Raw genomic sequence first — 13,912 nt, 5'->3', positions numbered from 1 at the left:
AGCGCAGTCCACCAATGCCGGCGCGGAATTCGGTGGACTTCGCGCTTGCTCGTCCAGCCTACTGATCGAAATTGCGCGCTAGGCCGTGAGGCGCTGCGGCTCCGCGCCCGCCTGCTCGAGCTGGCCGGAGGCGACCATCTCCTGGTAGACGGCGGCGATGGCCTCTTCGATGGGCTCCATTGCGTGCTCGCCGTTCGGGGTGATGCCGGCCTCCTCGAGCTGGCTCCAGGGCTCGTAGCCGATCTTGGAGCAGAGCACCGCCTCGCAGTCCTTCAGGGTGCGAATGATCTTCTGCAGCGTGGTCTCGGCATCGCCGCAGGTGTCGCCGCCCGAGCAGTAGAGATCGACCTTGCGCGCGCCGACGAAGCGCACGTCGTTGACCGAGGCCTCGTAGACCAGGAATTCGCGGGCGTGGCCGAAGTGCTGATTGATGACGCCGCCGCCTGTCGTGGCCACGGCCATGAGCACGGGGCGGGGCTCGGCGGCCTTGGTCTTGAGGCCGCGCTTCAGTGAGGAGAGCGACACGAAGGCCTCGCCGGTCTGCTGGCGCTGGGCCGTGCGGTTGGCCTCGATCTCGGCATGGATCTCGGCGCGGCGCGCCATGGCCGCCTCGTAGTCGATCTCCATGGTCTCGATCTTGTCGAGCGTGAACTCGTGCCCGCGATCCTCGCCGAGCATGCCGACCGCGTCCGCGCGGCACTGGCGGCAGTGGCGCATCATGGCCATGTCGCCGGCGCAGGCGTCTTGCAGGGTCTGCAGCTCTTCGTTGCTGGGGCCGCGCTGGCCCATGAGACCGTAGAAGGTGCCGTGCTCGGGCTCGGCGATCAGGGGCATGACGTTGTGCAGGAAGGCACCCTTGGCCTTGACCGCGCGGCTGACTTCCTTGAGGTGCTCGTCGTTGACGCCCGGGATGAGCACGGAGTTGACCTTCACCAGGACGCCGCGCTCGACCAGCATCTCCAAGCCCTTCTGCTGCTGCGCGATAAGGATCTCGGCGGCCTTGCGGCCCTTGACGCGGCGGTTGTTCCAGAAGATCCAGGGATAGATCTTGGCGCCGACGTCCGGATCCACGCAGTTGATGGTGATGGTGACGTGCTCGATGTTGTGCTTGCAGATCTCGTCGACCACCTCCGGCAGCGCCAGGCCGTTGGTCGAGACGCAGAGGCGGATGTCCGGCGCCTTCTCGGAGAGCTGGCGGAAGGTCTCGAGCGTGCGCTCGGGGTTGGCGAGCGGGTCGCCCGGGCCGGCGATGCCGAGCACCGTCATCTGGGGGATGTTGGCCGCGACCGCGATGACCTTCTTGACCGCCCGATCCGGGGTCAGCAGCTCGGAGACGACGCCCGGGCGCGACTCGTTGGAGCAGTCGTACTTGCGGTTGCAGTAGTGGCACTGAATATTGCAGGCGGGCGCGACCGCCACATGCATGCGAGCATAGTGGTGGTGCGCATCCTCCGAGAAGCAGGGATGATTATCGACCTTCGCGCGGATCGCCTCCGGCAGATGAGAGAGTCGATCGGCGCTGCTGCCGCAGCCGCTCGACGCACAGCCTCCGCTTTGGCTCACTACATTCAAATCCATCACGCCGCCTCCGGAAAAATCGGGCGCTTGCCCGGTTGAATCGAAATCTAGGAGAGATTAAGCAAAGCTTGTGCCTGGCTTTCTTGTGATTTCATCGCGCTGATCTAGAAAGGGTTTTCTTGTCTGCTGCGGTGGCTTTGTTAGGATCGCGACAGACGGCCCAGAGGATCCTTGTGAGAATGCGGACAGCTTGACGGGGCTGGGTCGCGTCGATCGGAGGGCTGCTCTCCGCGGGTTTGGGCTGAGCTGCGCGTGCCGAGCGCTCCAATGGCGATGCGGTAAGCTCTGGTTGTCGACTGCTTGGGGGCGGTGAAATGAAACGAGCTTTCCTGGCTGGTGCTCTGGTCTCTCTGATTTTCGCGATGCAGGCGGGTGCCGCCAGCCCTGAAGATGCGGGTCGGCGTATCGCGGAGCAGGGCACGCGCCATGGGGTGGCGCCCTGTGCGAGCTGTCACGGCCCAGACGGCGGCGGCAATGCCGGGGCCGGCTACCCGCGCATTGCGGGACTGGACGCCGGCTATCTCGCCAAGCAGCTCCGCGATCTGGCTTCCGGGCGGCGCGATAGCGCCGTCATGCATGCGATGGCGATGCATCTGAGTGATGGTGAGATCGCCACGGTGGCGGGCTACTACGCGGGGCTCCCTCCGCCTTCGCCCTCAGCGGCTCCGCCCGAGGGCTCGGTGGCGCAAACGGCCTCGGGGCTGATCGCCTGGGGCGATTGGTCCCAGCGTCGGCTGCCCGCCTGCGCGGGCTGCCATGGTCCGGACGGCAATGGGGTCGGCGCCTATTTTCCGGGATTGGCCGGCCAGCAGGCGAGCTATCTGGAGGCGCAGCTCAAGGCTTGGCGGGATGGCCGGCGGGCGAATGATCCACTCGGCCTCATGCGGACGGTGGCCGCGCAGCTCAGTGACGCCGAGATCCAAGCCCTTGCGGCCTACTATGCGGCGCTCCCGCCGGGACGGGCGACGCCGGCGCCAAAGGCCCCGGACCAGGCGCTGATCGCAAAGGCCGAGAAGGCTTCGGCGGTGTCGGCGTCCAAGCCGGCGCCCATCGGTTTTCGGCCGCCCGCCCGCGACGCCATGCCCTCAGGTCCGCTCGGTGAGCTGGTCAAAAAGGGCCAGGCGATCTTCCTCGAGACCAACCGGCATCCCGCCTCGGCCGAATACGTCGGAAACCGGCTCGCTTGCGTCCACTGCCACCTGGATGCAGGGCGGCTTGCCGGTGCAGCGCCCCTGTGGGCCGCCTGGGTCGCCTATCCGGCTTACCGCAGCAAGACCGAGCGGGTCGAGGGTTTCGCCGACCGTCTCCAGGGCTGCTTCGCCTATTCGCTCAATGCCGAGGGCTCGTCGACCGGTGCTCCTCCACCCTCGGACAGCGAGCCGATCCGCGCCCTCGCGGCCTACGGCTTTTGGCTGGCCCAAGGCGCGCCGACCGGCGAGACCAGGCTGCCGGGCCGCGGCTATGCGCCCTTGAAAGAGACGTCACGGGGCTTCGATCCGAAACGCGGCGAGCAGGTCTACGCCGCCCGGTGCGCGCTCTGCCACGGCAGCGACGGCGCGGGTGTGGTCAGGGCCAAGGGCCAGGTGGTCTTTCCGCCGCTGTGGGGGCCCGAGTCCTACAACTGGGGTGCCGGCATGCACGCCATCGACACCGCGGCGGCCTTCATCAAGGCCAACATGCCCTTCGGGATCGGCGGAGCCCTGACGGATCAGGAGGCCTGGGACGTTGCCGCCTTCGTCGACGCCCACCAGCGGCCGCAGGATCCGCGCTTCAATGGGGATCTACAGGAGACGGCCGAGCGTTTCCACGCCAGCCGATTCAGCCTCTACGGCAAGGTCGATGGTCCGGATGGTCGGCTTCTCGGCGACATGGATTGAGCCTCGGCGTGGGATCTTGGGGCGGCGATGATACCGCCTCCTGGGGGAGGCAGGGTCAACTTGGTACACTTCGGGCAGCGTCTGCAGAGGAGGTCGAAAGCATGGCTCTCACGATCGTCAATGAAGAAGTCGAGCAGCTGGCGCGAGAGCTGGCGAGTCAAACCGGAGAGCCGATCCCGCAAATCATCCTCTCTGCCCTGCAGGAGCGTGCTGGTCGGCTGCAGCGCCAGCGCAGTGAGGTCTCCGCAATCGCTCGAATTCGGCAAGCGCGGGAGCGGTGTGCAGAGCTGCCTGACCATGATCGGAGCTCAGCGGAGGACATCCTTGGCTACAGTTCGGAGGGAGCCTTCGATCCATGGTGATCGACAGCTCGGCTCTGGTTGCGATTCTGCTCGGAGAGCCTGAGGCCGAGTGCTTATCGACCGCATTGGCCGCGGATCCCGTGCGTTTTATCAGCGCCTTCTCCGTCTTGGAGACATCGATCGTGCTCTATCGGCGCAAAGGAGCCGATGCCGTCGCTGAGCTGGAGGCTTTGCTTGCGGATCTCGGCGTCGAGGTCGTGCCTTTCGACGCGATTCAGGCGCGTGTGGCTCGCGTGGCCTATGAGCGTTTCGGCAAGGGGCTGCACCCAGCCTCACTCAATCTCGGCGACTGCTGCTCCTATGCCTTGGCGAGCACCCTTAAACAGCCGTTGCTCTTCAAGGGTGACGACTTTCCTCGGACCGATCTCCCTGCCGTTGTCATTGGCTCGCCTCAGTCCCCTCAAGACGGAGCGGAACGCGGTTGACCGACCGGTCGCGAGTTGATCTCATCGATGGAATTTCGGGGCTTAGGCCGAGCCCCAGGTGGTCTGCCCTACCGCCCCAGGCGCCGCGCCGCCAGGTAGCCAAGCCAGCCGAGCAAGACCGTCAAGGCGCCGACCGCGACGATGATGGGGCGCTGGTGGACGGCGTGGACGGTCATCCAGGTCATGAGCGCGAGGAAGCCCAGTGTGGTGAAGGGGTGGCCCCAGGTGCGGTAGGGCCGCGCCAGCTCGGGCTCGCGGGCGCGCAGGACGAAGACCCCGCCTACCGTCAGCGCGGCGAACACCGAGAGGGTGAAGCCGACATAGCTCACCAAGGCCTCGAAGCTGGAGGTCAGCATCATGGCCACGGCGAGCGCGGATTGGAGGGCGATGGCGATGACGGGGCCGCCGGAGAGGCGTCGGCGCGCGAGCACGCGCATGGCCGGGTAGTCGCGTCCCATGGCCTCGTAGATGCGCGGGCCGGTCATGACCAGTGCGCCGACGGTCGAGAGCAGGCCGATGGCGATGAGTCCGCTGAGGATGCGTCCTCCCAGTTCGCCGAAGGCATGCATGGCCGCGACGGCCCCCACGCGCTCCCCCGCGCTCGCGATCTCTTCGGCGGGTGCGGCGCCCAGAAACACCGTGTTCACCCCCAGATAGAGCAGCGTCACGAGCAGGGTTCCCGTGCCCAGGGCGATCGGCATGTAGCGCTCCGGCTGGCGCACCTCGCCGGCGATATAGGCCGCGGCATTCCAACCGCTGTAGGCGTAGGACACATAGATGAGCCCCACCGCGAAGGCGGGGGACAGCACGGCGGCGACGGTTTGGGAGTCTCCGCTCCCCACGAGCCGCGCGGGATCCACCGCGGCGAGTCCGCCGACGATGAAGAGGAGGATCAGCAGGGCCTTGCCGATGGTGAGCAGATCCTGGACCCGGCTGCCCCTCCCGAGGTGGATGGAGTGGATCACCGAGGCGGCGACCACGAGCACCAGGCCGGAGATGACCGGCGAGACGGCGGACGTGCCCAGTGCCAGATTGAGGTACTCGCCGAAGGCGATGGCGCTCGCCGCGACCGGGGCGGCGAAGCCGACGACCAGCGAGACGAAGCCGGCGATGAAGCCCAGCGCCGGATGGTAGATGCGCGACAGCAGCTGGTATTCGCCGCCATTGTGCGGCAGCGCGGCGACCAGCTCCGCATAGGCCAGCGAGCCGAAGGCCGCCGCGGCCCCACCGAGCAGCCAGGCGACCAGGACGGCCGGCGGTGAGCCGATGTCGCGCAGCAAGAAGCCTGTCGTGGTAAAGACGCCGGTGCCGATCATGGTCGCGATCACCAGCGAGATCGCGGTGACTGGCCCGAAGCGGCGCTCTTGCGAGTGGGTGGTCGACATGGCTGGCGTAGTCTCGAAGCAGCGGATGCCGAAGCCTAACAGAATCCTCGATCGTCAATGACTGATGACGGCGCCGACGGCAGCGATCGGTCCGAGCAGCCGGCTGGAGATCGTGCAGCACGAGCGTTCTTGGCATCGACCTCAGAAGAGCTGTCGAACCGCAAAGTGCACGAAGAGCGCAAAGGATTTCAATGCGTTGCGGGGTGGCGATTGCGCATCCTGCAGGTGAGCTCCATACAACAGCCAATATCTTTTCTTAGCGTCCTTTGCGCCTTCGCGGTTCGATTGGCCGAATCTCGGGCAAGCATGACTTCGCAACTTGGAAGTGCCATTCCGCACTAGTACCAGTCCTCCAGAGCCAGATTGGAGACCCGTGAGAATTCCCGGGTGTTGTGCGTGATCAGTACCGCTCGGTTGGCGAGAGCGGTTCCGGCGATCAGGGTATCCAGCGGGCCGATGGGTGTGCCGGCGCGCTCCAAATCGGCGCGGATCAGCGCCGAAGCGGCGGCTTCAGGCGCGCCGAATGGAAACAGCATGGCGGCGCTCACCAGGCTTTCGAGCTGGTGGTGCCGCTTTTCTGGCTGAGTCGATTTGGCGATCCCCGTTTGCAGCTCGTGCAGCACGATCGCGGAAATGCCCACCTGGTTGGGTGGTGTGGCCAGCAGTCGTTCGGCAACCCGACCCTGTCCCTTGAAGAAGTCGATCAGGGTGTTGGTCTCGAGCAGAAACATCAGAACGACTCGCGGCGGACATCCTCGGCTTGCTCGCCGCGCAGCGTCTCCGCGTCGGGGAAATCGGGCCAGGCCCCGGCTAGCTGACGGACCTCCTCGGGCCATTCGGTCCCGGTCTTCTCGCGCACCAGCTCGGCGATCCAACGACTGACGGGTACGCCCTTGCTCTTGGCCGAAGCCTTCAAGCGCGATTCGGTCTCGTCGTCGAGGTAGATGGTTACCTGTCCCATAAGCGCTCTTCGCAGCGAAATTATATGTTCCATACCCAAGGCCTCAGCTGCGCGCCCATCGACTGCCGCGTGTGCCGATAGGGTCAGACTCCGGAAGCTCGGTAGATCGTCACCAAGCCTTCAGTGCCGTGGTGAGAGGCCGTGTCTCAATCCCCACCGCAGCCCCCGCCGCAACCGCTGTCACCTCCACCCCCAGTGCTCCCCGAGCCATCCCCGCCGCCAAACCAGGAGTCGCCGAAGCCATCGGACGACCCGTCGAAGTCGGTACTGGACATGTCGCCGGCGCAGTAGACGGGGGTGCTGGAGCTGTCCTGCTGCTTGCGTCTGGCGCCATGGCAGTCCAGTGCGTAGCGGAAGCCGTTCTCGATCCCGAGCTGCTGGTCGAGCGCGAAGAGGAGCGGGAGCCGGGTGGGCCGCTTGGGGTCGATCTTCTCCTCGCGGCAGCTGTGCCACCAGACGCGGCGCAGGCCGGTATTGCTCTGGCGGCTGGGTCCGAGCACGGCGGCTGGGGTGTGGTGGAGGAAGCGCCCGAAGGCCTTGCTGCAGAATGCCTGGTAGTGGCGGGTGTAGAGGATGAATTCGTGCCAGAGGTCGTCCGCCGCTTGCGATGGCATGGAGACGAATTTGCGGCCGCCGCGCAGGTAGGCGATGAAGAACTGCCGCAGCCCGCGGGCGACCAGGTGGCGGTCGCGGCCGTCGAGCTGGGGGTGGTGCTTGGCCAGCCGGTCGAGCAGGCCGTTCGGGAAGCTGTAGGTGCGGATGAAGCGCAGGCGCTGCGCGGTTCGCCACCAGCCCCAGCCTTTGCCCAGCGCCGCCAAAACGGCCAGCAAGACGATCAGGTCGATCAGGATGCTCATCGCCGATCCCTCCGAGGCAGCGCCGGTGAGCACCGAGGCTGCCGGGGTCAGAATTGCCGCATCTTAATATTGAGCGTCTGGATGCGGTAGGCGATCTGACGGGGGGTCATATTGAGCAGGCGCGCGGCCTTGGCCTGGACCCAGCCGGCCTCTTCCAGGGCGGCGATGACGCGCTCGCGCTCGTCGAGGTTGGGGTCGTTGAGGTCGACCTGCGTGGCCGGGGCCGCTGTGGTGGTCGTGGTGGCCGTCGAGTATTCCTGGCCGCTGCCGTCCGGGCTGAAACCGGTCAGGTTGATGACGTCGCGGTCGATGACGCCGTTCTCGCACATGACCGCCGCGCGCTCCATGCAGTTCTCCAGCTCGCGCACATTGCCCGGCCAGTTGTGACGCATGAGCTGGCGGATGGCGCTGTCGGTGATCTCCAGGTCGCGACCCTGGGTGCGGGCGACCTTGCCGACCAGGAAGCGTGCGAGGTCCGGGATGTCCTCCAGACGCTCGCGCAGCGCCGGCATGCGGATGGGCATGACGTTGAGGCGGTAGTAGAGGTCTTCGCGAAAATCCCCCGCGCGCACCTCGGCCTCGAGGTCGCGGTTGGTCGCGGCGATGACGCGCACGTCGACCTTGAGGGTGCGCCCGCCGCCGACCCGCTCGAGCTCGCCTTCTTGAAGCACGCGCAGCAGCTTGGCCTGGAAGGCGGGTGAGATCTCGCCGATCTCGTCGAGGAAGATGGTCCCGCCGTCGGCCTGCTCGAAGCGCCCCTTGCGCTGGCTCACGGCACCTGTGAAGGCGCCCTTCTCGTGGCCGAAAAGCTCGGACTCCAGCAGGTTGTCCGGCAGGGCGGCGCAGTTGAGCTTGACGAAGGGCGCGCGGGCGCGCGGCGAGTTGTAGTGGATGGCGTTGGCGATCAGCTCCTTACCCGTGCCGGATTCGCCGCGGATCAGCACCGTGGTGTTCCACTTGGCGACCTGGCGCACCTGCTCGAAGACCAGGCGCATGCTGTCCGCACGGCCGATGATGCTGTCGAATCCGTGCGTGCCCTTGACCTCGCGCCTCAGGGTGTCGCGCTCCTCGCGCAGGGCGCGCTGCTCGGCCTCGACGGTACGCGCCAGGCGCACGGCCTGACCGATGAGGTTGGCGACCATCTCCAGAAAGCGCGAGCGGTAGCCGAGCAGGGCGTCGCCCGGGGGCGGCTGGGCGGCGAAGACGCCGACCGCCTTTTCCTCGCCGAGCCGGATCGGAACGCCGATGAAGGGCAGCTCGGGATCATAGAGGTTGAGCCGATCGAGGAAGCGCGGCTCGTCGGCGACCTTGGGCAGCACCCAGGGCTCGTTGGTGGTGAGGATGTGGCCGATGACCCCCTCGCCGGGCTGGTAGGTGACGGTCTCGAAGGGCTCGGCGTCCTTGCCGTGCAGGGCGCTGATGAGGAGCTCGCCGCGCTCTTCGTCCAAGAGGCAGACGAGCCCGTGGCTCATGCGGCCGCGCTCGTGCAGCACGCTGAGCACCTCGCGTAGGGTCTGGCGCAGGTTCAGCGAGCGGCTGAGCACGCTGCTGACCTCGAAGAGGGCGGCCAGCTGGGATTCGGCCAGGGCGAGGCGATGCGCCTCTTCGGCGGCCCCGAAGTCGGTTGGGGTAGAGCTCATTGATCGGTCGGGCAAAGTCAATCGTCCGGAAAGACGGCGGTCAGAGAGAGACGGATGCGGCAGCCGTCGGTGAAGTCGGGGTCGACCTCGATCGACCCGCCGTGCGCGTTGACGATCTCCTGGGAGAGCGCCAGGCCCATGCCGGCGCGCCCACGGCGGTGCTTCCAGCCGATGTAGAAGGGCTCGAAGACGCGATAGCGGTCGTCGGCCGGGATGCCGGGTCCGTTGTCCTGGATCTCGACCTCCACGCCATTGTCCAGTTTACGGGTGGTCAGGCTCAGCTCGCGATGACCTTTGTTGGACTCGCGCAGCGCCTGAATGGCGTTGTCGATGAGGTGCTTGAACATGGAGCGCAGCTCGTTCTTGTGCGCCGGCAGCTCGGGCAGCACGGCCGCCGGGCGCCAGTCCACCACCACGCCGTCCGCGAGCAGCCGGTTGGTCTCCAGCTCCAGCACCTGGCGGAGCAGGGCATTGACGTTGACCATGACGCCGGCCTCGCGCGTCTCTTCCGGCAGCGCCGCGCTCAGGGTCTCGAGCGCCTTGGCACCGGACTCGCTGATCTGGTCGAGCATGCCCACTAGCGTATCCACGTTGCCAGCCCCGCTGCGCAGCATGCCGCCGGCGGCCTTGATGACGTTCAGCGGGACTTGGATCTGGTAGATGGCCGCGGCGAGCGCCTCGCGCGTGCCGTGCATGAGCTGCTGCTCGGCGAGGCGCGCGCGCAGGTTCTCCATGTGGGCGCGCTCGATCTCGCGGCGCCGCACCGTGACGTCGTTGGCGAGGATGAGCAGGCGGCGCTCGCCCGGCCCCGTCTGGCCGAAGTAGCTGCGCGCGGTCGGGTCGGACTCCTGCACCGGGGTGCCTGAGCAGGAGAACCAGCGCGGTCCCTGGTGGCCGCGGATATCGATGCTGACCTCGACGTTCTTGAACGGCTTGCCCTCCAGGCAGGCGGCGAAGGCATCGATGCCGAGCTGCTCGCTGATGGCGGCGCGCAGGACGTCGACCGGCTCCTTGCCCTTGAGGTCGCCGAGCAGGCGCTTGTACTCCTGATTGTCCAGGATCACCCGTCCGGCGCTGTCGAGCAGCACCACGATCACGGGCGCGGCGTCCAGCACCGTCTCGATGCGCGACTTCTGCTGGCGCAGCGCGCCTTCCAGCTCGTGCATCTTGGTCACGTCCCGGTGCATGCCCAGGAAGTACTTGAGGTCGCCGTCGCGATCCAGCACCGGGGAGATCGTCAGCTCGGCGAGGTAATCGCCGCCCTGCTTGGTGCGATTGACCAGGGTGCCGGTCCAGGTCTGCTTGCGGCTGATGGTGCGCCAGAGCTGCTCGTAGATGCTGTTCGGCGTGGCGTTGTTCGACAGGATGCCCTCGTTCTGCCCAACCACCTCCTTGCGTCCGTAGCCGGTCAGCTGCTCGAAGGCGGGGTTGGCATAGAGGATGACCGCCTTGGCATCCGTGATGGAGATGGCGACCGGAGACTGCTCGACGGCCTCGAAAAAGAGCCGCGGCGGCAGAGGGTCAGCGGGATCCCCGCCCATGAACGAGAGTGCCTCGATCACTTCGGGTGGCGTCCCGTCCGGGGGAGACGCCAGAAACTCGCCTAGGGCGTTGATAACGGCCTCTTGAACGGGCTCGGGGGCTTGTCGGACCGGCACGGCATTCTCCTGAGCGGCTAAGCTTTCCGCTACAGCTTAAGCAAAAAATACACCATGCGCTTCGGCCCGTCACGACTGAGCTCCGGGCTCGGCGCTTTGTCAGTTTTCCAACAATCGGCCGTGCTGGCAACGAGAAATCTTGTTGGCACCGCGACAGCCGCTGGCGCGTCGCGCGGAGCAGGCATGAGGCTCCCGCGTCGCGAAATAGCCTGCGGAGCTTCCGGGGGCTTGGTCCGCAAGCTGCTGTTTTTTGGACGCGGGAGTCGCTGGGCGAGCGGCGAGCGGGGGATCTGGCTGCCCCCTCCGAGGCAATGGCCTAAGGCCCTACCCGGAGAGGTGGCATTCAGGTTGCATTGCCCGGGTCATCTGTTTTCGTCGCGCAAGGGCTTTCGCACATGGGCGAGTATCTCATGCTGATCCTGGCCACTGCATTGGTCAACAATGTGGTCTTGGTCAAGTTCCTCGGTCTCTGCCCCTTCATGGGGGTCTCGGGCAAGCTGGACTCCGCGCTCGGCATGGGGCTCGCCACGACCTTCGTGCTGACGCTGGCCGCCGTGGCCGGCTGGCTGTTGGAGTATTACGTCCTCCAGCCCTTGGGGATCGGCTATCTGCGCATCCTGACCTTCATTCTCGTCATCGCCGCCGTGGTCCAGTTCACGGAGATGGCGGTGCGCAAGATCTCGCCAGCCCTCTATCAGGTGCTGGGCATCTATCTGCCCCTCATCACGACCAACTGCGCCGTGCTGGGCGTGGCGCTGCTGAACGTGCAGGAAGGCCACGGCTTCCTGGAGAGCGTCCTCTACGGGCTCGGCTCCGCGCTCGGCTTCACCCTGGTCATGGTGCTCTTCGCCGGCATGCGCGAGCGTCTCGCGCTGGCCAACGTGCCCGCGGCCTTCGCCGGCGCGCCCATCGCCTTCATCGTCGCCGGCCTGATGTCCTTGGCCTTCATGGGCTTCGCCGGGCTCGCCTGAGGGAGCGCGACACTCGACTCGGCGCGATACTCGACTCAATCAGGAGATCCGAAGAGATATGTTTGCCGCGATCGCCAGTCTTACCACGCTTGGTCTCGCCCTCGGCGGGCTGCTGGGACTCGCCGCGCGCTACCTCAAGGTCGAGGGCAGCGCGGCGACCGAAGAGGTCTCCGCCCTGCTTCCCGGCTCGCAATGCGGTCAGTGCGGCTATCCGGGCTGTGGGCCCGCCGCCGAGGCCATCGCCTCGGGTGCCGCGCCGGTCACCATCTGCCCCCCCGGCGGACGCGCGCTGGCCGAGGAGCTGGCCAGCTTGCTTGGCGTCACGGCGGATCTGTCTGGCGTCGAGGACAAGGTGCCCACCATCGCGCACATCCACGAGAGCCTCTGCATCGGCTGCACCAAGTGCTTCAAGCGCTGTCCGACCGACGCCATCATGGGCGCCAACAACATGATCCACAGCGTCTTTGCAGACGCCTGTATCGGCTGCGAGCTGTGCTTCGACGTCTGTCCGACCGAGTGCATCGAGATGCGTCCGCTCGCGCCGACCTTGCAGACCTGGTACTGGCCGAAGCCGGCGGTGGCGATATGAGCCAGCTTCTCGGCACTTCGCTCCTCGCACGCGGGGGCTCGCAACCTCGGACGGAGGTCCGCACACGGCCATGAGACTTTTCAAGATCCGTGGCGGCGTCCACCCGGACGACCGCAAACAGCTCGCCGCCGGTCAGGAGATCCAAGACCTGCCGATGCCGGCGCTTCTTCACATTCCGCTGCAGCAGCACATCGGCGCCCCGGCCAGCCCGGCCGTGCGGCGCGGCCAGATGGTCGCCAAGGGGGACCTGCTGGCGAACGGCCAGGGCATGATCTCGGCGCCCGTCCATGCGCCGACCTCAGGGCGCATCATGGGCGTGGGCAGCTACCCGGCGCATCACGCCTCCGGGCTCTCGGTGCCGACCATCACGCTCAAGCCCGACGGCGAGGATCGCTGGGCCGACCACATCCAGGGTGTCGAGGACCCCTTCGCGCTGCAGCCGGAGGAGATCGCGGCGCGCGTCGCCGCGGCCGGCGTCGTCGGCCTGGGCGGCGCGACCTTTCCCGCAGCCGTCAAGCTGAATTTGCGCAAGAAATATCGGCTGCACACGCTAGTTATCAATGGGGCCGAGTGCGAGCCCTACCTGACCTGTGATGACCGCCTGATGCGCGAGCGCTCGGCGGACGTGCTCGACGGTATCCGCATCATGGCGCATGCGCTCGGGGTGGAGCGCATCATCATCGGCATCGAGAACAACAAGCCTGAGGCGCAGGCGGCCATGGCGGTCGCGGCCTCCGAGTACCCGAATATCGGCATCGCCCGCCTGCCGACCCGCTATCCGATGGGGTCGGAAAAGCACCTGGTGCAGACGCTGATCGGGCGTGAGACGCCGGCGCGCGGATTGACCGCCGATATCGGCGTCGTGGCTCACAACCCAGCGACGGCCTTTGCCGTGCACGAGGCGCTGCGCTACGGCTATCCGCTGGTCTCGCGCGTGGTGACCGTCAGCGGCAAGGCGATCTCCGAGCCGCGCAATGTGCGCATCCCTCTCGGTACCAGGGTCCAGGACATCCTGGACTACTGCGGCGGTTTCAAGGTCGAGCCCGACCGACTCATCAGCGGCGGGCCCATGATGGGGCAGCCGCTGCCGAGCACGCGGGTGCCCATGGTCAAGGGCAGCAACGGGATCCTGGCCCTGACCGCGGAGGAGACCAACGTCAGCGAGGTCATGCCCTGCATCCGCTGCGCGAGCTGCGTCCAGGCCTGCCCTTGCGGGCTGGTGCCGCTCGACATGGCGGCCCATATCCGCGTCGGCGATCTGGAGGGCGCGGTCGAGCGGGGTCTCATGGATTGCATCGGCTGCGGCTCCTGCGCCTACGCCTGCCCGGGTCACATCCCGCTGGTGCAGTTCTTCAACTACGCCAAGGGCGAGATGGCGGCGCGCGGGCGCGCCAAGCAGAAGCAGGCCGAGACCAAGCGTCTCGCCGAGCAGCGCACGGCGCGCATGGAGGCCATCAAGAAGGCCAAGCGCGAGGCCATGGCGAAGCGCAAGCGCGAGATGGCCGCGAAGAAAAAGGCCGAGGCCGAGCAGAAGGCCGCGGCCGAAGCGGCGCCCAAGGCGGAGCCCGCTCCCGCGGAAGCCAAGGCCCCAGCCGAGACGGAGGCTTGA

At 66.9% G+C, this 13,912-nt stretch carries 13 protein-coding genes; 6 read left to right on the top strand and 7 right to left on the bottom strand.

Annotation, left to right across the window (positions count from 1 at the left end; translation table 11 throughout):
• Positions 1–78: 78 nt before the first annotated feature.
• On the bottom strand, positions 79–1,578 hold the full coding sequence (gene nifB, locus G3446_RS01680; RefSeq protein ID WP_164450663.1) for a nitrogenase cofactor biosynthesis protein NifB: 1,500 nt from the start codon (positions 1,576–1,578) through the stop codon (positions 79–81).
• A gap of 314 nt (positions 1,579–1,892) precedes the next feature.
• Here nifB and G3446_RS01675 point away from each other — a divergent pair, with 314 nt between their 5' ends.
• From G3446_RS01675 to G3446_RS01665, 3 genes are all read left to right on the top strand, one after another.
• On the top strand, positions 1,893–3,455 hold the full coding sequence (locus G3446_RS01675; RefSeq protein WP_164450662.1) for a c-type cytochrome: 1,563 nt from the start codon (positions 1,893–1,895) through the stop codon (positions 3,453–3,455).
• Positions 3,456–3,556: 101 nt separating this feature from the next.
• On the top strand, positions 3,557–3,817 hold the full coding sequence (locus G3446_RS01670) for a type II toxin-antitoxin system VapB family antitoxin (RefSeq protein WP_164450661.1): 261 nt from the start codon (positions 3,557–3,559) through the stop codon (positions 3,815–3,817).
• Complete coding sequence (locus tag G3446_RS01665; protein WP_164450660.1) at positions 3,811–4,242, top strand: type II toxin-antitoxin system VapC family toxin; 432 nt, start codon at positions 3,811–3,813, stop codon at positions 4,240–4,242. Before G3446_RS01670 ends, G3446_RS01665 begins: the two co-directional genes overlap by 7 nt.
• 68 nt (positions 4,243–4,310) lie before the next feature.
• On the opposite strand, the gene G3446_RS01660 is transcribed toward G3446_RS01665, so the two are convergent.
• From G3446_RS01660 to nifL, 6 genes are all read right to left on the bottom strand, one after another.
• Complete coding sequence (locus G3446_RS01660) at positions 4,311–5,627, bottom strand: APC family permease (protein ID WP_164450659.1); 1,317 nt, start codon at positions 5,625–5,627, stop codon at positions 4,311–4,313.
• Positions 5,628–5,965: 338 nt separating this feature from the next.
• Positions 5,966–6,361 carry a type II toxin-antitoxin system VapC family toxin gene (locus tag G3446_RS01655; protein ID WP_164450719.1) on the bottom strand — a complete coding sequence of 132 codons (396 nt, stop codon included), beginning with the start codon at positions 6,359–6,361 and terminating at the stop codon, positions 5,966–5,968.
• Complete coding sequence (locus G3446_RS01650) at positions 6,358–6,588, bottom strand: CopG family transcriptional regulator (RefSeq protein ID WP_164450658.1); 231 nt, start codon at positions 6,586–6,588, stop codon at positions 6,358–6,360. Before G3446_RS01650 ends, G3446_RS01655 begins: the two co-directional genes overlap by 4 nt.
• 146 nt (positions 6,589–6,734) lie before the next feature.
• Positions 6,735–7,445 carry a glycine-rich domain-containing protein gene (locus tag G3446_RS01645; RefSeq protein WP_164450657.1) on the bottom strand — a complete coding sequence of 237 codons (711 nt, stop codon included), beginning with the start codon at positions 7,443–7,445 and terminating at the stop codon, positions 6,735–6,737.
• A gap of 47 nt (positions 7,446–7,492) precedes the next feature.
• Complete coding sequence (nifA, locus tag G3446_RS01640) at positions 7,493–9,085, bottom strand: nif-specific transcriptional activator NifA (protein WP_164450656.1); 1,593 nt, start codon at positions 9,083–9,085, stop codon at positions 7,493–7,495.
• Positions 9,086–9,102: 17 nt separating this feature from the next.
• Positions 9,103–10,743 (bottom strand): nitrogen fixation negative regulator NifL, encoded by a 1,641-nt coding sequence (gene nifL, locus G3446_RS01635; protein ID WP_164450655.1) that lies wholly within the window; start codon positions 10,741–10,743, stop codon positions 9,103–9,105.
• Between the two features lie 395 nt (positions 10,744–11,138).
• Here nifL and rsxA point away from each other — a divergent pair, with 395 nt between their 5' ends.
• The 3 genes from rsxA (at position 11,139) to rsxC (ending at position 13,912) form a co-directional block, all read left to right on the top strand.
• Positions 11,139–11,714 (top strand): electron transport complex subunit RsxA, encoded by a 576-nt coding sequence (gene rsxA, locus G3446_RS01630; RefSeq protein WP_164450654.1) that lies wholly within the window; start codon positions 11,139–11,141, stop codon positions 11,712–11,714.
• Between the two features lie 58 nt (positions 11,715–11,772).
• On the top strand, positions 11,773–12,303 hold the full coding sequence (locus tag G3446_RS01625; RefSeq protein WP_164450653.1) for an RnfABCDGE type electron transport complex subunit B: 531 nt from the start codon (positions 11,773–11,775) through the stop codon (positions 12,301–12,303).
• Between the two features lie 70 nt (positions 12,304–12,373).
• A complete protein-coding gene (gene rsxC / locus G3446_RS01620; RefSeq protein WP_164450652.1) occupies positions 12,374–13,912 on the top strand; it encodes an electron transport complex subunit RsxC in 1,539 nt (512 codons plus the stop codon).

It is taken from the genome of Thiorhodococcus minor, from assembly GCF_010820565.1.
GTDB lineage: Bacteria > Pseudomonadota > Gammaproteobacteria > Chromatiales > Chromatiaceae > Thiorhodococcus > Thiorhodococcus minor.
This window is presented reverse-complemented; position numbering and strand designations above follow the sequence as displayed.

What these genes read in the sequence shown, in the direction of transcription:
- nifB (WP_164450663.1), bottom strand. Translation starts at nt 1,578, where the DNA reads ATGGATTTGAATGTAGTGAGCCAAAGCGGAGGCTGTGCGTCGAGCGGC.
- G3446_RS01675 (WP_164450662.1), top strand. Translation starts at nt 1,893, where the DNA reads ATGAAACGAGCTTTCCTGGCTGGTGCTCTGGTCTCTCTGATTTTCGCG.
- G3446_RS01670 (WP_164450661.1), top strand. Translation starts at nt 3,557, where the DNA reads ATGGCTCTCACGATCGTCAATGAAGAAGTCGAGCAGCTGGCGCGAGAG.
- G3446_RS01665 (WP_164450660.1), top strand. Translation starts at nt 3,811, where the DNA reads ATGGTGATCGACAGCTCGGCTCTGGTTGCGATTCTGCTCGGAGAGCCT.
- G3446_RS01660 (WP_164450659.1), bottom strand. Translation starts at nt 5,627, where the DNA reads ATGTCGACCACCCACTCGCAAGAGCGCCGCTTCGGGCCAGTCACCGCG.
- G3446_RS01650 (WP_164450658.1), bottom strand. Translation starts at nt 6,588, where the DNA reads ATGGGACAGGTAACCATCTACCTCGACGACGAGACCGAATCGCGCTTG.
- G3446_RS01645 (WP_164450657.1), bottom strand. Translation starts at nt 7,445, where the DNA reads ATGAGCATCCTGATCGACCTGATCGTCTTGCTGGCCGTTTTGGCGGCG.
- nifA (WP_164450656.1), bottom strand. Translation starts at nt 9,085, where the DNA reads ATGAGCTCTACCCCAACCGACTTCGGGGCCGCCGAAGAGGCGCATCGC.
- rsxA (WP_164450654.1), top strand. Translation starts at nt 11,139, where the DNA reads ATGGGCGAGTATCTCATGCTGATCCTGGCCACTGCATTGGTCAACAAT.
- G3446_RS01625 (WP_164450653.1), top strand. Translation starts at nt 11,773, where the DNA reads ATGTTTGCCGCGATCGCCAGTCTTACCACGCTTGGTCTCGCCCTCGGC.
- rsxC (WP_164450652.1), top strand. Translation starts at nt 12,374, where the DNA reads ATGAGACTTTTCAAGATCCGTGGCGGCGTCCACCCGGACGACCGCAAA.